The 22695-nt window shown below is 70.7% G+C and carries 21 protein-coding genes; 12 read left to right on the top strand and 9 right to left on the bottom strand.

The window, feature by feature from the left end; all coding sequences use genetic code 11:
• The first annotated feature begins 15 nt into the window (after window positions 1–15).
• The 3 genes from pruA to AC0T5L_RS25630 all read left to right on the top strand — a co-directional run bounded on the left by pruA (window position 16) and on the right by AC0T5L_RS25630 (window position 3861).
• Window positions 16–1641 carry an L-glutamate gamma-semialdehyde dehydrogenase gene (pruA, locus tag AC0T5L_RS25640; RefSeq protein ID WP_476168058.1) on the top strand — a complete coding sequence of 542 codons (1626 nt, stop codon included), beginning with the start codon at window positions 16–18 and terminating at the stop codon, window positions 1639–1641.
• Between the two features lie 179 nt (window positions 1642–1820).
• Window positions 1821–2747 (top strand): proline dehydrogenase family protein, encoded by a 927-nt coding sequence (locus AC0T5L_RS25635; protein WP_476168057.1) that lies wholly within the window; start codon window positions 1821–1823, stop codon window positions 2745–2747.
• Between the two features lie 196 nt (window positions 2748–2943).
• Entirely contained in the window at window positions 2944–3861 is a 918-nt protein-coding gene (locus AC0T5L_RS25630; RefSeq protein WP_476168056.1) for a Bax inhibitor-1/YccA family protein, read from the top strand.
• Window positions 3862–3986: 125 nt separating this feature from the next.
• Here the strand turns inward: AC0T5L_RS25630 and AC0T5L_RS25625 are convergent, their stop codons facing one another.
• The 3 genes from AC0T5L_RS25625 to AC0T5L_RS25615 form a co-directional block, all read right to left on the bottom strand.
• Window positions 3987–4238, bottom strand: a complete 252-nt coding sequence (locus AC0T5L_RS25625) for a DUF4287 domain-containing protein (protein ID WP_476168055.1) — start codon at window positions 4236–4238, stop codon at window positions 3987–3989.
• A gap of 366 nt (window positions 4239–4604) precedes the next feature.
• Window positions 4605–5825, bottom strand: coding sequence for an acetyl-CoA C-acetyltransferase (locus AC0T5L_RS25620; protein ID WP_476168054.1), 1221 nt, complete (start codon window positions 5823–5825; stop codon window positions 4605–4607).
• Window positions 5826–5964: 139 nt separating this feature from the next.
• The gene (locus AC0T5L_RS25615; protein WP_476168053.1) at window positions 5965–7017 is read right to left on the bottom strand and encodes an SGNH/GDSL hydrolase family protein; all 1053 of its coding nucleotides are present in this window, start codon (window positions 7015–7017) and stop codon (window positions 5965–5967) included.
• Window positions 7018–7370: 353 nt separating this feature from the next.
• Between AC0T5L_RS25615 and AC0T5L_RS25610 the strand changes: the two genes are divergently transcribed.
• From AC0T5L_RS25610 to AC0T5L_RS25600, 3 genes are all read left to right on the top strand, one after another.
• Window positions 7371–8747 (top strand): cystathionine beta-synthase, encoded by a 1377-nt coding sequence (locus AC0T5L_RS25610; protein ID WP_476168052.1) that lies wholly within the window; start codon window positions 7371–7373, stop codon window positions 8745–8747.
• A 143-nt stretch (window positions 8748–8890) separates the two neighbouring features.
• The gene (locus AC0T5L_RS25605; RefSeq protein WP_476168051.1) at window positions 8891–9631 is read left to right on the top strand and encodes an acyltransferase; all 741 of its coding nucleotides are present in this window, start codon (window positions 8891–8893) and stop codon (window positions 9629–9631) included.
• A gap of 145 nt (window positions 9632–9776) precedes the next feature.
• Window positions 9777–10922, top strand: a complete 1146-nt coding sequence (locus AC0T5L_RS25600; protein ID WP_476168050.1) for a cystathionine gamma-synthase — start codon at window positions 9777–9779, stop codon at window positions 10920–10922.
• Between the two features lie 150 nt (window positions 10923–11072).
• Here AC0T5L_RS25600 and AC0T5L_RS25595 read toward each other — a convergent pair whose 3' ends face one another.
• Window positions 11073–11312 carry a hypothetical protein gene (locus AC0T5L_RS25595; protein ID WP_476168049.1) on the bottom strand — a complete coding sequence of 80 codons (240 nt, stop codon included), beginning with the start codon at window positions 11310–11312 and terminating at the stop codon, window positions 11073–11075.
• Between the two features lie 315 nt (window positions 11313–11627).
• On the opposite strand from AC0T5L_RS25595, the gene AC0T5L_RS25590 reads away from it, so the two are divergent.
• The gene (locus AC0T5L_RS25590) at window positions 11628–12359 is read left to right on the top strand and encodes a GntR family transcriptional regulator (protein WP_476168048.1); all 732 of its coding nucleotides are present in this window, start codon (window positions 11628–11630) and stop codon (window positions 12357–12359) included.
• Window positions 12360–12367: 8 nt separating this feature from the next.
• Complete coding sequence (locus AC0T5L_RS25585; RefSeq protein ID WP_476168047.1) at window positions 12368–13180, top strand: GntR family transcriptional regulator; 813 nt, start codon at window positions 12368–12370, stop codon at window positions 13178–13180.
• 31 nt (window positions 13181–13211) lie between these two features.
• Here AC0T5L_RS25585 and AC0T5L_RS25580 read toward each other — a convergent pair whose 3' ends face one another.
• A complete protein-coding gene (locus AC0T5L_RS25580) occupies window positions 13212–14339 on the bottom strand; it encodes a VWA domain-containing protein (RefSeq protein ID WP_476168046.1) in 1128 nt (375 codons plus the stop codon).
• An 89-nt stretch (window positions 14340–14428) separates the two neighbouring features.
• Window positions 14429–15862: a sigma 54-interacting transcriptional regulator gene (locus tag AC0T5L_RS25575; RefSeq protein ID WP_476168045.1), complete on the bottom strand. Its 1434-nt coding sequence runs from the start codon at window positions 15860–15862 to the stop codon at window positions 14429–14431.
• 179 nt (window positions 15863–16041) lie between these two features.
• On the opposite strand from AC0T5L_RS25575, the gene AC0T5L_RS25570 reads away from it, so the two are divergent.
• Window positions 16042–17193, top strand: coding sequence for an FIST signal transduction protein (locus AC0T5L_RS25570; protein WP_476168044.1), 1152 nt, complete (start codon window positions 16042–16044; stop codon window positions 17191–17193).
• Window positions 17194–17212: 19 nt separating this feature from the next.
• Here AC0T5L_RS25570 and AC0T5L_RS25565 read toward each other — a convergent pair whose 3' ends face one another.
• From AC0T5L_RS25565 to AC0T5L_RS25555, 3 genes are all read right to left on the bottom strand, one after another.
• Window positions 17213–17728: an RDD family protein gene (locus AC0T5L_RS25565; RefSeq protein ID WP_476168043.1), complete on the bottom strand. Its 516-nt coding sequence runs from the start codon at window positions 17726–17728 to the stop codon at window positions 17213–17215.
• Between the two features lie 376 nt (window positions 17729–18104).
• Complete coding sequence (gene greA, locus AC0T5L_RS25560; protein ID WP_476168042.1) at window positions 18105–18605, bottom strand: transcription elongation factor GreA; 501 nt, start codon at window positions 18603–18605, stop codon at window positions 18105–18107.
• A 137-nt stretch (window positions 18606–18742) separates the two neighbouring features.
• Entirely contained in the window at window positions 18743–19195 is a 453-nt protein-coding gene (locus AC0T5L_RS25555; protein ID WP_476168041.1) for a DUF4307 domain-containing protein, read from the bottom strand.
• Between the two features lie 154 nt (window positions 19196–19349).
• On the opposite strand from AC0T5L_RS25555, the gene mca reads away from it, so the two are divergent.
• The 3 genes from mca (at window position 19350) to AC0T5L_RS25540 (ending at window position 22602) form a co-directional block, all read left to right on the top strand.
• Window positions 19350–20228 carry a mycothiol conjugate amidase Mca gene (mca, locus tag AC0T5L_RS25550; protein WP_476168040.1) on the top strand — a complete coding sequence of 293 codons (879 nt, stop codon included), beginning with the start codon at window positions 19350–19352 and terminating at the stop codon, window positions 20226–20228.
• Between the two features lie 5 nt (window positions 20229–20233).
• The gene (locus AC0T5L_RS25545; protein WP_476168072.1) at window positions 20234–20500 is read left to right on the top strand and encodes a hypothetical protein; all 267 of its coding nucleotides are present in this window, start codon (window positions 20234–20236) and stop codon (window positions 20498–20500) included.
• Between the two features lie 68 nt (window positions 20501–20568).
• Window positions 20569–22602, top strand: coding sequence for a thioredoxin domain-containing protein (locus tag AC0T5L_RS25540; protein WP_476168039.1), 2034 nt, complete (start codon window positions 20569–20571; stop codon window positions 22600–22602).
• Window positions 22603–22695 lie beyond the last annotated feature (93 nt).

Here is a 22695-nt window from a genome sequence, read left to right as displayed (position 1 = left end):
ACCGGGGAGGTGCCCATGGACGCCGTGACCAACGTCCCTCTGCCGCAGAACGAGCCCGTTCTGTCCTACGCGCCCGGCAGCGCCGAGCGCGAGGAGCTCGTGGCCAAGCTGGAGGAGCTCGGCAGCCGGAGCATCGACCTGCCGATGCGTATCAACGGCGAGAGCCGCATGGGCGGCGGCGATCCCATCGACGCCGTGCAGCCGCACCGCCACTCCGCCGTCTTGGGCACTATGCGCAACGCCACCCACGACGACGCCCGCGACGCCGTCGCCGCGGCCAAGGCCGCCGCTCCCGCTTGGCGCGCGATGTCCTTCGACGACCGCGCCGCCATCATCCTGCGCGCCGCCGAGCTGCTCTCCGGCCCCTGGCGTTCCACCATCAACGCCGCCACCATGCTCGGTCAGTCCAAGACCATTCAGCAGGCGGAGATCGACTCGGCCTGTGAGCTGATCGACTTCTGGCGCTTCAACGTCTCCTACGCCCGCGGGCTCATCGCCCAGCAGCCGCTGAGCGTCAAGGGCGTGTGGAACCGCATGGAGCAGCGCCCGTTGGAGGGGTTCGTCTACGCGATCACTCCCTTCAACTTCACCGCCATCGCGGGCAACCTGCCCACCGCCCCGGCCCTGATGGGCAACGTGGTCGTGTGGAAACCCTCTCCGACGCAGCAGTTCGCCGCCGAACTGACCATGCGCCTGCTGGAGGAGGCGGGCATGCCCCCCGGCGTCATCAACATGGTGACCGGTGACGGCCTGGCCGTCTCCGACGTCGCGCTCAACGACCCCGACCTGGCCGGCGTGCACTTCACCGGTTCCACCGGGACCTTCCAGCACCTGTGGAAGAGCGTCGGGGAGAACATCTCCAACTACCGCGCCTACCCGCGCATCGTTGGCGAGACCGGTGGCAAGGACTTCATCGTCGCCCACTCCTCGGCCGACCCCGAGGTCCTGCGCACCGCGATCGTGCGTGGCGCCTTCGAGTACCAGGGCCAGAAGTGCTCGGCCGTCTCGCGCGCCTTCGTCGCCCGCTCGGTGTGGGAGCAGGTCCGCGACGGCCTCGTCGCCGAGACCGAGGCCCTGCCCATGGGCGACGTCACCGACCTGTCCAACTTCATCGGCGCCGTCATCGACCGCCGCGCCTTCGACAAGCTGGACAAGGTCCTGAAGGACGCCAAGACCGACCCGACCCTGACCGTCCTGGCGGGCGGCACCGCCGACGACTCCGTCGGCTACTTCGTGCGCCCGACCGTCATCGAGGGCTCGGACCCCTCCCACGAGGTGTTCAGCACCGAGTACTTCGGTCCGGTCGTCGCCGTCCACGTCTACGAGGACGAGAAGTTCGACGAGATCCTCAAGGTCGTCGACGAGGGCTCCGCCTACGCCCTGACCGGTGCCATCCTGGCCAACGACCGCGCCGCGGTCGCCAAGGCCACCGAGGCGCTGCGCTTCACCGCGGGCAACTTCTACATCAACGACCGGCCGACCGGCTCGATCGTGGGCCAGCAGCCCTTCGGTGGCGCGCGCGCCTCCGGCACCAACGACAAGGCGGGTTCGGCCCAGAACCTGTCCCGCTGGGCCAGCCCGCGCGCCATCAAGGAGACGTTCGTCGCGCCGACGGTCTCCTCCTACCCCCACCAGGGGTAAGGCGTGTTCCGTGGGCACCGCCCGCCGAACGCGTCCTGACAGCGGTTCCGCGTCCCCTCCCGTCCTGAGGGGGCGCGGACCGCGCCCCCTCAGGAATCCACCGGTGCGGTCGAGACATCCCCGTCCGCTCCCCGCCCGCGCCAGCCGATCGGCTCGCGCACGTCTTCTTCGAGGTCACCATGCTTCGTAAGCCCCTGTTGCTCGCCGCCAGGTCCGCGACCTGCCGCAAGATCGTCGAGCGCACTCCCGTCACCCGGGCCATGGTCAAACGGTTCGTCGCGGGCTCCTCCCTGGAGGAAGCGCTTCCCGCGGTCGGGAACCTGACCCGGGACCGCTACGCCACCCTGGACTTCCTGGGTGAGGACACCACCGACGCGGCCCAGGCCACGGCCACGGTGACCGCCTACCAGGACCTGCTGGCCGCTCTGGGCGAAGCCGGCCTGGGCGATCGCGCCGAGGTGTCGGTCAAGCTCTCGGCCGTGGGGCAGTTCCTGGACAGGGACGGCGAGAAGATCGCCCTGGAGAACGCCCGCCAGATCGCCGAAGCCGCCAAGGCGGTCGGCACCACGGTGACCCTGGACATGGAGGACCACACCACCATCGACTCCACGCTGGGCATCCTGCGCGAGCTGCGCCAGGACTTCCCGTTCGTGGGAGCGGTGCTCCAGGCCTACCTGCACCGCACCGAGGCCGACTGCCGCGACCTGAGCGGTGCCGGTTCGCGCGTGCGTCTGTGCAAGGGCGCCTACGACGAGCCCGAGTCGGTGGCCTTCCGCGACAAGGCCGAGGTGGACAAGGCGTACGTGCGCGCGCTGCGGGTGCTCATGGAGGGCGAGGGCTACCCGATGGTGGCCTCGCACGACCCGCGTATGGTCGCCATCGCCGGCGAGCTGGCCGCGGCCAACGGCCGCGGCGCGGACGACTACGAGTACCAGATGCTCTACGGCATCCGCGACGCCGAGCAGGTCCGCCTCGCGGCCGAGGGCAAGCGCATGCGCGTCTACGTCCCCTACGGCACCGAGTGGTACGGGTACTACATGCGTCGCCTGGCCGAGCGTCCGGCGAACATGCTGTTCTTCGCCCGCTCGCTGATCACGCGCAACTAGGTGGCGCCCCTTCGGGGCAGTACCTTTTTGGGGCTCCGTTCCGCTGTGCCCGCCCGGTCGCGTTTTCGCTGGACCCGCCACCCGCCGTTGCGGGGAAGCCGTTTCCCAACAGTGACCATGTCCGCGGAACCCGCGACGGGGCCCGTGCGTTACTTTGTGGGCAGTGAACCACGCTTTGAAAGGGCCTTGACGAGACATGCGGATGCGGAGTTCCAACCCCGTTCTCAAGCGGGCGCTCCAGCAGGCCGGACCGACTGGGTACCCCCAGCAGGGTTACGGCCAGCCGGGCTACGGTCAGCAGGGCTACGGCCAGCAGGGTTACGGACAGCCGTACCCGCAGCAGGGTTACGGCCAGCCCCACCCCCAGCAGGGTTACCCCGGCGGCCCGGTGCAGAGCGCCGGCGACCAGCCGATGACCATCGACGACGTGGTCGTGCGCACCGGTATGACGATCGGTGTCGTCGCGGTTTTCGGCGTCATCAACTACTTCCTGTTCGGCGCGGCCCCGGGCCTCGCGCTGGCACTCACCTTCGTGGGCGCGATCGGCGGCCTGATCCTGGGCCTGGTGATCGCCTTCAAGTCGATCACCAACCCCGCGGCCATCCTGACCTACGGGGCCCTGGAGGGCCTGCTCGTAGGCGGCCTGTCCGCCCTCCTCGCCTTCACGCTGGAGAGCAGCACCGGTGAGGCCGGTGCTGGCGGCACGCTGGTCACCCAGGCGGTGATCGGTACCGTCGCGGTGTTCGGCGTGATGCTCGCCCTGTACAAGTTCCGCATCATCAAGGTGACCGACGGCTTCGTCAAGGCCGTCACGTACGCGGTGATGGGCGCCGCCGCCCTGATGCTGGTCAACTTCGTCCTGAGCTTCTTCATGTCGGGCGGCCTCGGCATCCGTGAGCCCAGCCCGCTGGGCCTGCTCGTGGGCATCGTGTTCGTCGTCCTGGCCGCCCTGACCCTGGCCGTGGAGTTCCGCGGTATCGAGGAGGGCCTCAACGCCGGGATCCCGAACAGGTTCGCCTGGCAGTTCGCCTTCGGTCTGACCGTCTCGCTGGTCTGGCTCTACATCGAGATCCTGCGCCTGCTCTGGATCATCAAGACGATGTTCGCCGAGTAGCTCCGGCCGCGGGGGACGGCCGCGGCCGAGAGCCGCGCCGCCCCGTACGAAGGGGGCCACCGCCCGGATCCTGCCGGGAGGCGGCCCCCTTCGTCATGCCGTGTGCGGCCGCGCCGTTGACGGAGTCAGGCCCCTCCGTGACGCGGAGCGGGAAGGGAGCGGTCCCTGCGGCGGCGGTCGTACTCCGTCACGAGGGCCTGCGCGTACCACTGGGGCAACTCGTACTCGTCGGCGAGCCAGTTCGACCGGTCCTGGCAGCGGATCAGGCCCGGTCCATTGTCGAGGGCGTCGAACCACTCGTGGAGTCCTCGGCCGGTGACGACCGGGATGCGTTCGATGAGCTTGGCGTGGACCTCCGGCGAGCGGGTTACCGACATAGGCACCTCCGGCAGTGCATTGGCGTGTGGCGCTTACCTGCGACACTGCATCAGGATCACGTTTTGGACAAGCCCTGGTCACCAGCTTTTACCTTGGTGGTGCGGGAACGTTTGCCTGGGGATGTTCCGTAGCCGAACACGGGTGCGCGTCCGGGAAGGCCGCACACGTTCCGGCAGCGCCTGGTGCACCTGCTAGCCAGGAGGCAAAAGTGCTCGAAACGTGCACGTCAGGGCCGGAGGAGCCGACCGCGCCGAAGAGGGCCCGAACACGGTGAAGGACCCGGAGGTGCTCCGGGTCCTTCACCGCTCAAGGCCCTGACGCGAGGATGTTCCCGTCGGAGGAGGCGCTCCTGACGGGCGCTCCTCCTAGTTCAGGCGCTCGAAGACGGCCGCCATGCCCTGGCCGCCGCCGACGCACATGGTCTCCAGGCCGAACGTCTTGTCGTGGGTGCGCAGGCCGTTGAGCAGAGTGCCGGTGATGCGGGCACCGGTACTGCCGAAGGGGTGGCCGAGCGCGATGGCGCCGCCGTTGACGTTGAGCTGGCTGTCGATGTCGATGCCGAGCTGGTCGGCGGAGGGCAGCACCTGCGCGGCGAAGGCCTCGTTGATCTCGACCAGGTCGATGTCGCCGATCGCCATGTTGGCGCGGGCCAGCGCCTGCTTGGACGCCCCCACCGGGCCCAGACCCATGATCTCCGGGCTCAGGCCGGTCACGCCGGTGGACACGATGCGGGCCAGCGGGGTGATGCCCAACTGGGCGGCCTTGGTGTCGCTCATGATGACCAGGGCCGAGGCGCCGTCGTTGAGCGGGCAGGCGTTCCCCGCCGTGATGGTGCCGTCGGGACGGAACACCGGCTTGAGCCCGGAGACCTTCTCGTAGGTGGTGCCGCGGCGGATACCGTCGTCGGTGCTGACCACGGTGCCGTCGGGCAGGGTCACCGGGGTGATCTCGCGCTCCCAGAAACCGTTGTCCAGGGACTTCTCGGCCAGGTTCTGCGAGCGCACCGCGAACTCGTCCTGGCGCTGGCGGGAGAGGCCGGTGGTTTGGACGACGTTCTCGGCGGTCTGGCCCATCGCGATGTAGGGGTCGGGAAGGCTGCCGCTCTCGCGCGGGTCGGTCCAGGCCTCGGCGCCGCCCTCGGCGCGCTTGGCGGTGCGGTCCTTGGCCTCGTCGAAGAGCGGGTTCTCGTTCTTGCCGTCGTCGCTGCTGCCGTTGACGAACCGGCTGACGGTTTCCACCCCGGCGGAGACGAACACGTCGCCCTCGCCCGCCTTGATGGCGTGGTAGGCCATCCGGGTGGTCTGGAGGGAGGAGGAGCAGTAGCGGGTGACCGTGGTACCGGGAACGGTGTCCAGGCCCATCTGCACGGCCACGATGCGGGCCATGTTGAAGCCCTGCTCACCACCGGGAAGACCGCAGCCGAGCATCAGGTCGTCGATGTTCCTGGGGTCCAGTTCGGGGACCTTGGACAGGGCGGATCGGACGATCTGGGTGGTTAGGTCGTCCGGCCGGATGTCCTTGAGCGAGCCCTTGAAGGCGCGGCCGATCGGGGAGCGGGCGGTTGCGACGATGACTGCTTCGGGCATGACTGCGTCCCTAATGGTTGAGGTACTGCGTGTGGAGCTGGGAGCCGTGCGGTGGTCGGCGCGCCGCTGGCCTCCAGCATCGCTTGTTACCGACCAGTAAACCCGTCCGGTGTCCTCGCGCGCCACCCGGGGTCGCCGTTCATCCGTCCCGTCCGGAGCGGTCGGTGGCCTCGGCCGCGCCTGCCTCGGCCGTCTCCTCCGGGCGGCCGTGGCCTCCTCCGAGTCGGAACGGGCTCCGCACGAGCGCGGCCCAACGTCCACGCCTGCCCTGAGTGTGCCCGCTGACGTGCGTTCCCGCACGGGAGACCTCCGTGCCGGGGGTCTCGGCGGCGACCACGGCCGCGCGGTCCACCGGCAGGATGCCGCTGGTACGACCGGTCCCTTCCAGCTCCGGGAGCAGGCCCAGCGAGGCACAGGCCGAGGGCAGCACGGCGAAGGCGGCCTGCGAGTACCCGAGAGCTGACGGATGAAATCGGTCAGGCCCAAACATAGATACTGGGTCTGACTGAAAATCGTCGGACAGTAGGTCGCTCATCGAGATCGTGCGTCCGCCGACCTCGGTGACCGCGATGGTCTGGGCGGCGGCGAGCTGGCGGGAGGCGCGGCGGGCCATTGATCGCAGCGGCCAGCCGATGGGGCGGACGGTGCCCAGGTCGGGGCAGGTGGCCACGACCACGGCCGTGCCGTGGTCGACCAGCTGGCGCACGGTGTCGCGCAGCTGGGCGACGGCCTCGTTGGGGCGTACGCGGCGGATGACGTCGTTGGCGCCGATGAAGATCACCGCCAGGTCGTAGCGTGTGCCCTCCTCCAGCGCACGGGAGCGCTCGACCTGGGCGGCCAGGTTGGCGGAGGTCGCTCCGGGAGAGGCGGTGCAGCGCAGGCGGACCGGTCTCTCCGCGGCGGCCGCGAGGCCCTCCGCCAGGAGGACGCTCGGGGTCTCGGTGGCCCGCTCGACCGCGAAGCCGGCGGCGGTGGAGTCGCCCATCATCAGCATGCGGATCGGCGGGCCCTCGGCGATGCCGTAGACGCCGTTCACCACGGGCCGGTCCCACCGGATGGAGCCGACCGCGCGCCGGGCCAGCCTCGCCTGGAGGTAGAGCAGCGCGATGGTGCCGCCGCCCACGAGCGTGAGTCCGCCCCCGCCGAACGCGGTGGCGGCGGCGATCCGCCGTGCGCGTGCGGCTCGCAGCATCGGATACTCCCGAGGCCTTGGACCCGACTGCCCTGGGACGGGTCGGATAAGAGCGAGGTTACCGGTGGGCAATCCCGGAATCACGTACCTGCGCGGCACACAATCCGCGCCCCCGGGTGAGGAACTCCGTGCCTTTCGGGTAGAGGCGGGGCGCCCCTCACCAGGCGGCTCGTGCCCTCTCCGGGGCGGCGCCGGGGCGAACGCCACCGCGTCCCGACGTTCGCAGAACCTGCTGGTGGAGAGCATTAGAGTCGGGTTGAGAGGGGCCAGACCGGCCCAGTGCCCCGGACTTTCCGCCGGGGCGAGGAAACGGCGGGCCGAAACCCGGTCGCCACGATGCTGAGGGAGCACAAGTGCGGGTATACGACTCACTGATCGACCTGGTCGGGGACACTCCGCTCGTCCGCTTGAACAAGGTCACCCAGGTTCTCGGCCCGAACGCTCCCACCGTTCTCGCCAAGGTCGAGTACTTCAACCCGGGCGGCTCGGTCAAGGACCGCATCGCGCTGCGCATGGTCGAGGCCGCGGAGAAGAGCGGTGAGCTCAAGCCGGGCGGCACCATCGTCGAGCCCACCTCCGGAAACACCGGCATCGGTCTGGCCATCGTCGCCCAGGAGAAGGGCTACCGCTGCGTCTTCGTCTGCCCGGACAAGGTGGGCCCGGACAAGCTCTCGGTCCTGCGCGCCTACGGTGCCGAGGTCGTCGTCTGCCCGACCACCGTCGCCCCCGACCACCCCGAGTCCTACTACTCCGTCTCCGACCGGTTGGCCGAGGAGCTCCCCGGCGCCTGGAAGCCCAACCAGTACGAGAACATGAACAACCCGGAGTCGCACTACCACGCCACCGGCCCCGAGATCTGGGACCAGACCGAGGGCCGCATCACCCACTTCGTGACGGGCATCGGCACGGGCGGCACCATCAGCGGCACCGGCCGCTACCTCAAGGAGGCCTCCGACGGGGCCGTGCGGGTCATCGGCGCCGACCCCGAGGGTTCGGTCTACTCCGGCGGCTCGGGCCGCCCCTACCTGGTCGAGGGCGTGGGCGAGGACATCTGGCCCGGTACCTACGACACCTCCGTGTGCGACGACATCGTGGCCGTCAGCGACAAGGACTCCTTCCTCATGACCCGCCGCCTGGCCCGGGAGGAGGCCCTGCTGGTCGGCGGCTCCTGCGGCCTGGCCGTCGAGGCCGCCCTGCGGGTGGCCAAGGACGCCGGGCCCGACGACGTCATCGTCGTCCTGCTGCCCGACGGCGGCCGCGGCTACCTCGGCAAGATCTTCAACGACGAGTGGATGTCCGACTACGGTTTCCTGTCCGCGCAGACCGAGGAGGCCACCGCGGGTATGGTGCTGGCCGCCAAGGGCGGGGAGATGCCCGACTTCGTGCACACCCATCCGCATGAGACCGTCGGCACCGCGGTGGCCATCATGCGCGAGTACGGCGTCTCCCAGGTGCCGGTGATGAAGGAGGAGCCCCCGGTCATGGCGGCCGAGGTGGTCGGCTCCATCGCCGAGCGCAACCTGCTCGACGCCCTCTTCGACGGCCGCGCCGAGCTGGACGACCTGGTGGAGACCCACATGGGCGAGCCGCTGGCCACCGTGGGCACCGGGACACCGGTGGGCGACTGCGTGCGCCTGCTGCGCGGCTCCGGCGCGCTGGTGGTGCTGCGCGACGGCAAGCCGGTGGGGATTCTCACCCGCCAGGACCTGCTGGCCCACCTGTCCGGCTGAGGCCGGGCCCGCTCGGAACCCTGCGACGGGGCCCGGATCGCGCTCAAACCGAGCGTGGTTCGGGCCCCGCTGCGTGCTGCCCAGACATGTCATCGCATACTCGGACACTGCTAATGTTCGCGACAGTTACTGGTAGGTAATAAATGGGAGCACGCGTGTCGCGGCTGTTGTCCTGGATCATCCGCTCCGTCTGGTCGTACGCCCGAACCAAGGCCGAAATCCGTGCCGGCTCCAAGGCGGCCCGCAGGTTCGCGCGCTTCGGTACGGGTTCCGCGATCGCCTTCCCCACGGCCACCCTCTACGGCGAACCCTGGATCGAGATCGGCGTGCACACCGTCCTGGGCGGGGACATGACCCTCGCCGCAGGGATGGGGCCCGGCTACGACCTCGGCCCGGACACGGTCGTGCGGATCGGCTCCGGCTGCGCGATCGGGCGCGGTTCGCACATCGTCGCCCACAGGTCCGTCGACATCGGCGACCACGTGTACACCGGCCCCTACGTCTACATCACCGACCAGAACCACGCCTACGCCAACACCGAGGTCCCCGTCGGATTCCAGTGGCCGGTGGACGACCCGGTCAGCATCGGCGGCGGCAGCTGGATCGGCGCGAACGCGGTGATCCTGCCCGGAGTGCACCTGGGCCGCAACTCGGTCGTGGCGGCGGGCACCGTGGTGAGGCCCGGGACCTACTCCGACCACGCGGTCATCGCGGGCGTGCCCGGCAAGGTCGTGCGCACATACGACCCCGAACTGGGGTGGGAGCCGCCGCTGCGTGAGACCGGGACCCCCACGCGGGTGCCCACACCGGTCACCGGCCCGCCCCCGGATGCGCCCGCCGAGCCGCCCCGGCCCGGTTCGGCCACCCACTTCCCGCCCGCCTAGGGCCCGTGTGGCGAACACCCGCCCGGCTGCCGGCGGCCGGCTCCGGTCCCCGGCTCGTGGACGGCCTCCGGGAGTGCTCGTCCCCACGGTGTGCCTGCTTGCGGAAAGCGGGGTCTCCGAGGGCAGCGGGCACTATTGTGGGCCCATGAAGTTCGACGGGTTTGAAACGCTGGCCATCCACGCGGGGCAGGAGCCGGACGCCGGTACCGGCTCCGTGGTGGTGCCGATCTACCAGACCAGCACCTACGCCCAGGACGGCGTGGGCGGTCTGCGCCAGGGGTATGAGTACTCGCGCACCGGCAATCCCACGCGCGCGGCCCTGGAGGAGTGCCTGGCCGCCCTGGAGTCCGGGGTGCGCGGCCTGGCGTTCGCCTCCGGGATGGCCGCCGAGGACACCCTGCTGCGCACGGTCCTGTCGCCCGGCGACCACATCATCATCCCCGGCGACGCCTACGGCGGTACCTTCCGCCTGATCTCCAAGGTGCTCGAGCGCTGGGGCGTGCGGTGGGACGCCGTCGACCAGACCGATCCCGAGGCGGTGCGCGCGGCCGTCCGCTCCAACACCAAGGTGGTGTGGACCGAGACCCCCACCAACCCCCTGCTCAACATCATCGACATCGAGGCCGTCGCGCAGATCGCGCACGACGCCGGTGCCCTGCACGTGGTCGACAACACGTTCGTCTCGCCCTACTTGCAGCAGCCGCTGACCCTGGGCGCGGACGTGATCGTGCACTCCACCACCAAGTACCTGGGCGGGCACTCCGACGTGGTCGGGGGCGCGCTGGTGGTCTCCGACGCCGAACTGGGCGAGCGGCTGGCCTTCCACCAGAACACCATGGGCGCCGTCCCGGGCCCGTTCGACTCCTGGCTGACCCTGCGTGGCGTGAAGACCCTGGGTGTGCGCATGGACCGCCACAGCGCCAACGCGGAGCGGATCGTGGCCGAGCTGGAGGACCACCCGGCGGTGCGGCGGGTGTTCTACCCCGGTCTGGAGAGCCACCCGGGGCACAAGACCGCCGAACGGCAGATGAAGACCTTCGGCGGGATGGTCTCCTTCGCGCTGCGCGACGGGGAGAAGGCGGCGCTGGCCCTGTGCGAGCGGACCAGGATCTTCACCCTCGGCGAGTCCCTGGGAGGGGTGGAGTCCCTGATCGAGCACCCCGGGCGGATGACGCACGCGTCCACCGCGGGTTCCGCGCTGGAGGTCCCGGCCGACCTGGTGCGGATCTCCGTGGGTATCGAGTCCGCTGACGACCTGGTGGCCGACCTGTTGCAGGCCCTGGAGGACTAGAGCCCGTCCACGGGGAAGCTCCGGGTTGTCGGCGATGCGCCCAGCCCCGTGCCGCACGGGTTCCCCGGCTTCGTCGCCGGGCCCGCCGCGGCCTGTCCTCGATACCACTCATCCTGTACGGCGCCGTGCTCCGCGGCGCCGTTTCCCGGTTCAGACCGCGGTGGGCGCGCGGTCCTGGGGAGGGGTGGTGGGGCGCTCTTCGCTGGGGAAGCGCAGTCCCACCACGAGGCTTCCGGTGCGGGAGAGGACGGTGCTCTCCTCGTCGTCGCGCAGCGAGCGGTAGGAGCCTCGGCTGTCCTGGCGGCGGATGCCGATGGAGACGGCGAGGAAGAACCCCGCGGCCAGACCCAGCAGTACGACTCCGACGAGCGCGATGAGGATGGGGATCATTCTGTTCTCCTTGGGGGAAGTTCCTATCTGCGTTCCGCGTGCCCTCCAGCTGAGCGAGGGGACGTTGGATGGGGTCTCACCTGGTGCTGTTTCCAATCGATGTGGTGCGCGGGGGCTTGGGCACCTGGGTCGCGGGGGCGGGGGCTTCGACGCTCATCCTCCGGAACGTCCTTCCGGCGGCGGTGTCGTGTACTGAGGGTTGCCTTCCTCTAAGATGGGATCATGCTAACTGGATGGACTTGTTCGTCTGGTGTACCGATCATCTTGTTGGTACAAGCTAGGTTGTTGGTCTAGTACCCCAGCGAGGACTGATGTATGCGGGCGGAAAGCAGATACCGACAGATTGCTCGGACCCTGAGGCGTGAGATCCAGGAGGGAGCACTGCCCCGGGGCGGGCAGCTGCCCTCGGAGAAACAGCTGGAGGAGCGCTTCGACGCGTCCCGCAACACGATCAGGCTGGCCCTGGGCATGCTGCGCAACCAGGGGCTGATCATCAGTCGCCCCGGACGCGGGCACTTCGTCCAGGACGTCGTCCCCGAGACCTTCCACGCCAGCCACAGCAGAGGCGGTTCCGGGGGCCTCAACGAATCCGGCATGACGGGCCAGGTCCTGGAGGAGCTCCAACTCCTCAGCGCCACCCCCGACATCGCCAGCCGTCTGCGAGTCCCCGAGGGCGACATGACGGTCGTCCGCCGTATGTACCGGTTCTCCGGCGAGATCTCGGCGTCCATCAGCTCCGCCTACTACCCCATGGACCTCGTCGAGGGCACCCCGCTCATGCTGCCCGAGGACGTCGAGAGCGCCCTGGCGGTGCTGTCCGAGCACGGACAGCGCCAGTCCGGGTTCGTCGACGAACTGGAATCGCGCATGCCCACTCCGCAGGAGGCCGGCCAGCTGGAACTCCCGCCCGGGGTCCCGGTGCTGACCGTCCATCGGACCGACCTGTCCGAGGAGCGCCCGATCCGACTGGTGCACACCGTCTACGCGGGCCACAGCATTCGCTATCAGTACGAACACGGCAACACGAGCGCCTATCACCGGGACTGAGCACAAGCATGAGCACGTCAAGGAAGACGGTCGTCGCCGACCACCTGCGCGAGGCACTGACCAGGGGCGAGTACAAGCCGGGTGAGCGGCTGCCGGGGGAGGAGGACCTCGCCGAGCAGCTCGACGTCTCCCGCGCCACCGCGCGCATGGGAATGCGCATACTCCAGGACGAGGGGCGCATCGCCATCCGCGCCGGGCGGGGGGCCTTCGTCGCCGACCACCGGCCCATCGTCCACCTGGCCACCCCCGTCACGGGCGGCGGCGACTCCGAGCGCTTCGAGGCGGGCTACCAGCCCCACCTGCGCGAGGCCGGATACGACCAGGTCCAGGAACGGATCAAGGTCAGCCTGGACACCATGCGGCCCAAGGTGGCCAAGCGGCTGCGCCACGACGTGGAGGGCGGCGGCCCGCGCGGGGACCTGGTCGTCGTCCGCGCCTCCGACCGGTTCGTCGAGGGCGGCCTGTGGCAGGCCCAGATCACCTACTTCCCGTACGGCATCGCCAGCAACACCCCGCTCATGTCCCCCGAACGCCTGGAGGAGGGGGTGACCGCGGTCCTGCGGTCGCTGGGCCACCGGGAGGAGTGGAACTGGGACATCGTCGGCGCCCGGATGCCCTCCCGGGAGGAGGCCGACTCCTTCGGCCTGGGACCGGGCATCCCGCTGCTGGTCCAGGAGCGGGTGGTCTACGAGGGCGAGCGCCCGCTGCGGTTCACCGAGACGATCATGCCCGCCAACCGGCACCAGCTGCTCTACTCCGGCGGCGAGGCCCCCGAGGAACTGCTGGTCCTGGCCTCCGACGTCAACATCTTCGAACGCTGATCCCGGGCCGGCGCCCCTGACCGTGCACGGCTCAGCCGGGACGGTGCAGGTAGCGGTCCACCACCAGCGGCCCCAGTCCCTCGGCGTCGGCGTGTACCACCCGTACTCCGCGTCGCCGCTCCACCAGGGCCTGGAAGGCGCGCAGCCGGGGATCGTCCGCCAGCAGGAAGAAGGCCACCTCCGCGCCCTCGCGCAGTACCGCGTCCAGTTCGGCGACGGTCAGCTCCACCGTGCGCGGGGCCGGGGGCCAGGAGAACCGGGCGTCGCCGTCCTCGCCCAGGTGGGCGGTGGGCTCGCCGTCGGTGACCACGAGCACCTGCGGACGCAGGCCGCCGTGGCGCCGCAGGTGGGCGCGGGCCAGCCGCAGCGCGTGGTGCAGGTTCGTGCCCGGGACCCTGCGCCAGTCGTGGGCGACCAGCTCCCCGGGGGACAGTTCCCGGGCCCGCTCCCCGAAACCGACCAGGCGCAGCCGGTCCTCGGGGCGGCGCGTGGCCACCAGGGTGTGCAGGGCCAGCGCGGTCCGGGTGGCGGCCTCGTGCAGCGACCGGGTCACCATCGAGTGGGACAGGTCCACCAGCAGCGACACGGCGGCGGCCTCCGACGGCTCGGTCTCCACCACCCGCACGTCCTCGCCGCGCAACGCCACGTCCCGTTCGCCGGGACGTGACCGGCGCAACACGGCCTCGCGCGCGGTCGCGACCGCGTCCAGCGGCCGGTCACCGTCCTCGCCAAGGGGCAGGGAGGAACCCGTGGGCTCGCCGCCGGGCACGGTACCGCCCGGGTGGGCGCCGCCTCGGCCGCCGCGCCCGCGCCGGAGGGTCTCGACGTCGCGCAGCGCCACCTCGCCCAGACGGCGCAGCTCACGTGGGCTCAGGCCGTGGTCGGTCTCGTCCAGGCGCGACAGGGCCTGTCCGGCCTCCCTGCCCAGCAGCCGGTCCAACAGGCGTCCCAGCGCGTCGGCGTCCACCTCGCCGAGGGCGCCGCGGTCGCCGTCGGCGTACCGGGACAGGGCCCTTTCCAGGGCCTCCAGCTTCAGCCGGTCCTCCTCGGAGGCGGGCCCGAGGGCGGAGGAGGACACCAGCACCAGCAGGTCACGCGCCACGGCCACGGCCTCACCGGAGGGCGGGTCGGGTTCGGCCAGGGGATCGGGTCCGCTCATGTACGCCCGGTACCGAAACCTCACACGCCTCCGCCTTCCGTGTACATCCGCACCGACTACCTTCCCGGGTTCCGGAACCGGTAGGCCCGTCAGAAGCGGTAGACCTCCCCGTCGGGAAGCGTGTCCTTGGACAGGCGGCGCTCCAGGTACAGGCCCTCCAAGGCGAACTCCACCACCGCGGCGGCCAGTCCCGGCGCGGGCGGCCCGTCCTCGGCCTCCGGGGCCGCGCGTTCGATCATCATCGCGAGCCCCGGCACCGCGCCCACCCGTCGTAGCAGCTCCGCGGCGCCCACCAGATCGCCGGTCTCCACCGTGCCGCCACCCGAGAAGCGATCGCTGAGCGGTGACAGGTCCGCCTCACCCAGACGTTCGCGGAACGTCTCCGCCACGGCCCGGCGCAGCAGCGCGTGCAGGATCTCGGCCTCACGGCCCTCAGCGCCCACCTCGAACTCGACCTTGCCCAGCAACGGCTCCACCGCCGCGGGCAGGTCGCACACCCGCGCCACCGGGAGCTCCTCGCCCGACAGGGCCGCCCGGCGCAGCGCCGAGGCCGCCACCGTCTCGGCCGCCGCGACCGAGAAGCGCACCGACACCCCCGACCGGGCGTCCACCTTCTTGGAGGCGCGCACCAGCCGGGTGAAACGCGCCACGGCCTCCAACAGGTGCGCGGGTACCGTCGTGCCCTCGGGCAGTGCCGCCTCCTGCCGGACGAGCGCCAACTCGTCGGTCAGAGCACGCGGGTAGTGGGTGCGCACCTGCGCGCCGAAGCGGTCCTTGAGAGGGGTGACGATCCGGCCCCTGCTGGTGTAGTCCTCCGGGTTCGCGCTCGCCACCAGCAGTAGGTCCAGCGGGAGCCGCAGGTTGTGGCCGCGCACCTGGAGGTCGCGCTCCTCCAGCACGTTGAACAGCGCCACCTGGGCCCGCGCGGGCAGGTCGGGGAGCTCGTTGACGCAGAACACACCCCGGTTCGCACGCGGTACCAGGCCGTAGTGGATGGTCTCCGGATCGCTCAGCGAGAGCCCCTCCGCCAGGCGTGCCGGGTCCACGTCGCCGACCAGCTCGCCCACCCCGGTGTCGGGCGTGGCCAGCTTCTCGCCGTAGCGCTCCCCGCGGTGCCGCCACACCACAGGCAGGTCGTCGCCCTCCCGTGCCGAACGGCGCACGCATCCCGGACAGGCCGGTGCGTAGGGGTGGTCGTTGACCGGGCACCCGGCCACTGCCGGAGACCACTCGTCCAGCAGGGCCGCCAGGGTCCGGATCAGCCGGGTCTTGCCCTGGCCGCGCTCGCCCAGCAGAACGATGTCGTGCCCGGCCAGCAGGGCCCGTTCCACCTGCGGCAGCACGGTGGCGCCGAATCCGTGCACTCCGGGGAAGCGGGGCTCCCCGGCGCCCATCCGACGGAGCAGGTTCTCCCGCACCTCGGCGGCGACCGGCCGGTGGACGTGCCCGGACCCGCGCAGCGCCGCGAGCGTGCGCGGGAGGGAGGCCGGGGGCGGGGACGGGGGTGGAAGCTGGGCACTCACCCCTCGAACCTATCCATGGCCACCAGCCGTTCCGCACGCGTATCGGTGCCGGTGCCGGGGCCGGCGCCCACGCCTGCCCACCGGAAAAACCCTGATTGGCACTGTGGTGGAAGAATGGGACGTGACGGTGGAGTTCTGCGTCCGGCCGCGATGGCCGGTGAAACCGGGGGTGGCAGCTGGTGGCACGATTCGGCGATGCACTGACGACGGGGGCCGACCTCGTGAACGCGGCTGAGCGCGCCGCACTGAACGCGCTGGAACAGGTGGACGGTCCCACTGACCTGGTGTGCTTCTTCGTCTGCGGCGCCGACCCCGATGAGGTCACCCTCGCGGGTAGACGCGTCATGGAGTTGGCCGGGGACGCCGCCACCCTCGGGTGCAGTTCCACGGGGGTCATCGGCGGCGGCCGGGGCGTCGAGGGCCAGGGCTCGGTCAGCGTGTGGTGCGCCAGCCTGCCCGGCGTCGAGATCACCCCGTTCCGCCTGGACACCATCATCGAGGACGACCACCTGGCCGTCGTCGGTATGCGCGAGCCGGGACCGCGCGACCGCGCGGCCATCCTGCTCACCAACCCCTACGAGTTCCCCACCCAGGCCTTCGTCCGGGAGTCCACCGAGGCCCTCAACGGCCTGCCCCTCGTCGGCGGAATGGCCGACGGCATGCGCGGCGAGGAGTCAGTGCGGCTCTTCTGCGAGGGCGAGGTGGCCGAGAACGGCGCCGTCGGTGTCCTCGTCGGCGGCGATAACGTCCTCGGCGCGGTCGTCAGCCAGGGCTGCCGCCCCATCGGGCCGCCCATGACCGTCACCAAGGCCGAGGGCAACCTTCTCCTCGAACTCGCGGGCTCCAACGCCTACGAGAAGCTGGAGGAGCTTGTCGAGGACCTCTCCGAGGAGGACCGTGCACTCGCCGAACAGGGCATGCACGTCGGCATCGCCATGGACGAGTACGCCGAACACCACGAGCAGGGCGACTTCCTCATCCGCACCCTCGCCGGAGCCGACCCCGAGCTCGGCTCTCTCACCATCGGAGACATGGTCGAGATCGGCCAGACCGTCCGCTTCCAGGTCCACGACGCCGGTACCGCCGACGAGGACCTCGCCCGGCGCCTGGCCGACTTCGGCGCTGAGCACCAGGTCGGAGCCGGTCTGCTCTTCTCCTGCAACGGCCGCGGCTCCTCCCTCTTCTCGCACTCCGACCACGACGTCCTCGCCGTCCACCGTGTACTCGGCGTCAACGCCGTCGCCGGGTTCTTCGCCGCGGGGGAGATCGGCCCGGTCGGCGGAGTCAACCAGGTGCACGGCTTCACCGCCTGCCTGTTGGCCTTCGCCTAGACGTGGCGCCGTCCGTCCCTCAGGCGCGGATGACCACGGTCCCGGCGGCCCGGTCGTGCAGGGCACGGTTCCGCCGGTCGCTGAGGAGGGCCATGGACTCGGCCAGGGTGAAGACGTGACCCACGAACGGCAGCGACTGGGGGAGACCGAAGAACGCGGACCGGACCATCGCCTGGCCCTGGCTGAGCCTGCCGCCGTCGGCGGCGCTGACCACCTTGACCCCGACGATCATCTTGCCGAGCGTGCGGCCCCAGGTGACCAGGTACAGCCAGTCGTAGAAGAACAGCAGCAGACCCCAGCCGAACACGAACAGCAGGGCCCACAGGCCGCCCTCGGCGTCGGTGGTGTCGCTGTTGCCGGTGAGGAGCACCGTCAGCAGGGCCATGACGAGGAAGAACGCCACGGCGGCGACGACCACGAGGACGTAGTCGATGGCGCGGGCGGCCAGGCGGCGGCCGAAAGCGGCCGTCTCCGGCCCGGCGGCCGGGGCCGTGGCCTGCCCCGGCGCCATGACCGGTCCCGGGACGCCGCCCACCGGTGCTCCCTGCGCGGGCCAGCCCCAACCGGGTGCCGGCGGGGGAGTGTCCTGGCCGGGCGCGGGGCCACCGTGACCCCAGCCTCCGCTCGGGTGCGGATACGCGCCGGGGTGGGGTTCCTGGGGGTTCCAGTAGGGCGAGGGCATGGCGAGGGAGGTCCTTCGGTTCGTCGGTGAGGCGGCCTGTGGGAGCAGGCACGAGCGCTCTTTGAGACTACGACGCGGAAGGCCCCCGGAGGGATCCCTCCGGGGGCCTTCGAGCTGGAACCGGACGCACTCGCGGGGCGCACCCGCGGGCGCGCCCCGGACAGCGGACACCACCGAAAGCAGCGGGGGCGGCCAAACGCCGCCCCTACCTCGTCCGTTGAGCGCTGTGCTACATGCCGGTGTAGGGGACGGCGTCGATGATCTCGACCCCCAGGCTCTTCTTGTTCGGGAGCTCGTAGCTCACCTTCTCCCCCACACGCTTGCCGTTGATAGCGGCCCCCAGAGGCGACTTCGGAGAGTACACGTCGATCGGGGCCCCGCTCTCCTCGCGGGAGGCGAGTAGGAAGGTGACTTCGTCATCGTCCCCGTCGAACTTGACGGTGACGGTCATGCCGGGGCCGACCACGCCCTCTGTGCGGGGCGCCTCGCCGACTCGCGCGGTGCGCAGGATCTCGGTGAGCTGGAGGATGCGGGCCTCCATCTTGCCCTGTTCCTCCTTGGCGGCGTGGTAGCCGCCGTTCTCCTTGAGGTCACCCTCTTCCCGGGCCGCCTCGATCTTCTCCGCGATCTCGATGCGCCCACTCTCCGACAGGTGGTCCAGCTCGGACTTGAGCCGGTCGTACGCCTCCTGGGTGAGCCAGGTGACGTTGTCATCGCGGGTCTGGGTCACGGGAACTCCTTGTGTACTCGTAGCAAAGGCCATCAAGCGGCCAGAGCTGAACTTACGAGAATATCACCGTGCGTCGTTACACACGTGTTCTCGCGGTTCGGCGGTGCTGCCGGTCCGGACTGAAGGGGGCTCGTTGATCAGTCTTGCGAACCTTGTTCCCTGCACGAGGCCACTTCTACCGTGGCAGCCTGACGAAGCGTCTTAACGGTCGTGGTGACCGTGCGGTTCCCGGCTTCGACATCGGTGTCGTTCTGGCCCACCTCGACGAGCTTGTCGTCCAGCGCCACGATCAGGCACTCGGCGCCGTTCTTGCTGTTCACCTCGTAGACGATGGTCGCCTCGTCGGGTGTGGGTGCGGAATACGACACCACCTGGTGGTACACGCCGCCGCCCAGGCCGCTGTAGCTCATCACGGAGTAGCCCCAGCCGACCGCGCACAGCACCGCGAACACGGTGGCGATGACGAAGAAGACCGGGCCGTTGCCATGGCGCTTGCGCAGCGCGGGCGCGGTACGGTCCGGGGAATCGGCCGCTGGCTCGGCCGGGGTGTCGGCACTGTTCACGGCGTCTTCTTCCGGGGTCGGCTGCATCGGGAATCTCCGAACAAGGGGACGGTGTTGTCTAAGATATCCCCGACCTGACAGCCTCCCCACGCGGCCCGCGCGTGAGTCGTCCGAGCCGGGCAGCGGGGAGCCGGACGGCCGCGCCCCCCGCGTCCGTCACCTAACCAAGGAGAACCCTGCGGTGTCCGAGCGCCTGCGGCTTATGGCCGTTCATGCCCACCCCGATGATGAGTCCAGCAAGGGCGCGGCCACGATGGCGCGCTACGTGGAGGAGGGCGTCGACGTGCTGGTCGTCACCATGACCGGTGGCGAACGCGGTGACATCCTCAACCCCGCCATGGAGCGCCCCGATATTCGCGAGAACATGACCCAGGTCCGTCGTGAGGAGATGAACCGGGCAAGGGAGATCCTCGGTGTCCGGCAGGAGTTCGCCGGCTTCGTCGACTCCGGCCTGCCCGAGGGCGACCCGCTGCCGCCCCTGCCTGAGGGCAGCTTCGCCACCCTCCCGGTCGAGGAGGGCGCCGCACCCCTGGTGGCGTCCATCCGTGAGTTCCGACCCCACGTCGTCCTCACCTACGACGAGAACGGCGGTTACCCGCACCCCGACCACATCATGACCCACAAGGTGTCGATGCACGCCTTCGACGCCGCGGGCGACCCCGACGCCTACCCGGAGGCGGGCGAGCCCTGGCAGCCGCTCAAGCTGTACTACTTCGTGTCCTTCCCGCCCGCGCGGTTCGAGGCCCTGGCCGACGTGCTGGCGGCGCGCGGCCTGGAGAACCCCTTCGAGAAGTGGATGAAGCGGATCAACGACCGCGACACCCCCCGATGGGAGATCACCACCCGCGTGCACTGCAGCGAGTACTTCGACATCGCCCACGAGGCGCTCAAGGCGCACGCCACCCAGGTGGACCCCAACGGGTTCTGGTTCGCCGTGCCCAACGACGTCGTGTCGGAGGCATGGCCGACCGAGGACTACCACCTGGTGCGCTCGCTGGTGGACACCGAGGTCCCTGAGAAGGACCTCTTCGAGGGTGTCCGAGAAGCAATGAGAGTATGAGCGGTATGCACACCCTTCTCACGTCCGCGACGATGCTGGCCAGCGATTTCGAGCTCGACAGCGACACCGTGACACCCGGTGTCCTGGGCTTCCTCGTCGTCTTCGCGATCGGCGTCGGACTGTTCCTGCTCATGCGCAGCCTCATGGGCAAGCTCCGCGCCCTGCCCAAGGACGGCGGCTTCGCGGCGGGGAGCGAGACCCCCGACGAAGGGGCCTCCGCCGGGGACACCTCCAAGGACGTCACCGCCGAGGACACCGCTCCGCGGACCTGAGGACCGTTTTCCCGCCCTGACCCAGCGGGAACGGGACGGTTCCCGGCTTCGGGTGGCAGAGTTGGAGCATGTCCAACCGCCTGAGCGACGCGACCAGCCCGTACCTGTTGCAGCACGCCGAGAACCCCGTGGAGTGGTGGCCCTGGGGTGAGGAGGCCTTCGCCGAGGCGCGTCGGCGCGACGTGCCCGTGCTCGTCTCCATCGGCTACTCGGCCTGCCACTGGTGCCACGTGATGGCCCACGAGTCCTTCGAGGACGAGGCGACCGCGGCCCGAATGAACGCTCTGTACGTCAACGTCAAGGTGGACCGCGAGGAGCGCCCCGACGTCGACGCCGTCTACATGGAGGCCACCCAGGCCATGACCGGCCAGGGCGGGTGGCCCATGACCGTGTTCACCACGCCCGACGGCGCCCCGTTCTACTGCGGCACCTACTTCCCGCGCGATCACTTCCAGCGACTGCTGGAGGGCGTGGCCAACGCCTGGCGGGACCAGCGCTCCGATCTGCTCGACCAGGGCAAGCGGGTGGTGGACGCGCTCAGCGGCCCCCGCACCCTGGCCGCCGCGCCGCCGCCCTCCGCCGCCCAGCTCGACCTGGCCGTCCAGGCACTGGTGCGCGACTACGACCGTGACCACGGCGGCTTCGGCACCGCGCCCAAGTTCCCGCCGTCGATGCTGCTGTCCTTCCTCACCGCGCAGGGCGAGCGCACCCGGCCCCTCCAGAGCGCCGACGAGCCCGCGCCCGCCTGGCTCATGGCCACCGGTACCGCCCTGGGGATGGCCCGGGGCGGCGTCTACGACCAGCTCGGCGGCGGCTTCTCGCGCTACTCGGTGGACCAGGAGTGGGTCGTTCCGCACTTCGAGAAGATGCTCTACGACAACGCCCAGCTGTTGCGCGCCTACACGCGCATGGCCCGCCGCCCCCCGGGCCCGGGCGTCGCCGAGGGCGACACGCACGCCCTGCTGCGCCGGGTGGCCGAGGAGACCGCGGACTGGATGCTGCGCGACCTGCGCACACCCGAGGGCGGGTTCGCCTCGGCGCTGGACGCCGACAGTGAGGGCGCGGAGGGCACCTACTACGTGTGGACCCCCGCACAGCTGCGTGAGGTCCTCGACAGGGAGGACGCGGCCTTCGCGGCCGAGGTGTTCCGCGTCACCGAGGAAGGCACCTTCGAGCACGGCTCCTCGGTACTCCAGCTGCCCGAACCGCCCGCCGACCCCTGGCGTTACGAGCGGGTACGGGAGGCGTTGTTCAACGCCCGCCAGGAGCGGGTGGCGCCCGACCGCGACGACAAGGTGGTGGCAGCCTGGAACGGCCTGGCGATCGCGGCCCTGGCCGAGGCCGGGGTCCTGCTGGAGCGCCCCGACCTGGTCGGGGCCGCACGCGACGCCGCGGAGCTGCTGCTGCGCGTGCACCTGCGGGACGGGCGCCTGGTCCGCACCTCGCGAAACGGCCGGCCGGGCACCAGCGCCGGGGTCCTGGAGGACTACGCCGACGTCGCCGAAGGGCTGCTCGTCCTGCACGGGGTGACCGGGGAGCCGCGGTACGCCCACGTGGCCGGGCGCCTGCTGGACACCGTGCTGGAGCACTTCGGCGACGGCTCCGGCGGCTTCTACGACACCGCAGACGACGCCGAGAAGCTGTTCAACCGCCCGCAGGACCCCACCGACAACGTCACGCCCTCCGGGCGGTCGGCGGCGGCCTCCGCACTGCTCGCCCACGCCGCGCTGACCGGTTCCGAGAGCCACCGCGCCGCCGCCGAGAGCGCGCTGTCACCGGTGGCGCTGCTGGCGGAGAAGGCCGCCCGGTTCGCCGGATGGGGCCTGGCCGCCGGTGAGGCGGTCCTGACCGGCCCGCGCGCGGTCGCGGTGGTGGGGGACCCGGACGACCCCCGGACCGTCGAGCTGGTGCGCACCGCGCTGACCTGGGCGCCGCTGGGCACCGTGCTGTCCCGGGGCGACGGACGCGACGACGGCGGGGTACCGCTGCTGCGCGACCGCGCGCCGATCAGCGGGCAGCCGACCGCCTACGTGTGCGAGGGCTTCGTCTGCAAACTCCCGGTCACCTCGCCCGACGACCTGCGGGAGCAGCTGCTGGCCTGAGGAACCCGGGCCGGGGCTCCAGGACCTCGCGCAGCACGGCGGCGAAGTCCTCGGGAGCCTCGGCGAAGCCGCCGTGCCCGCCGGGGAAGACGA

The sequence above is a fragment of the Nocardiopsis sp. TRM 82005 genome (assembly GCF_056312425.1).
The sequence above is the reverse complement of the archived record's forward strand: the minus strand, read 5'-3'. Positions and strand labels throughout refer to the sequence as shown.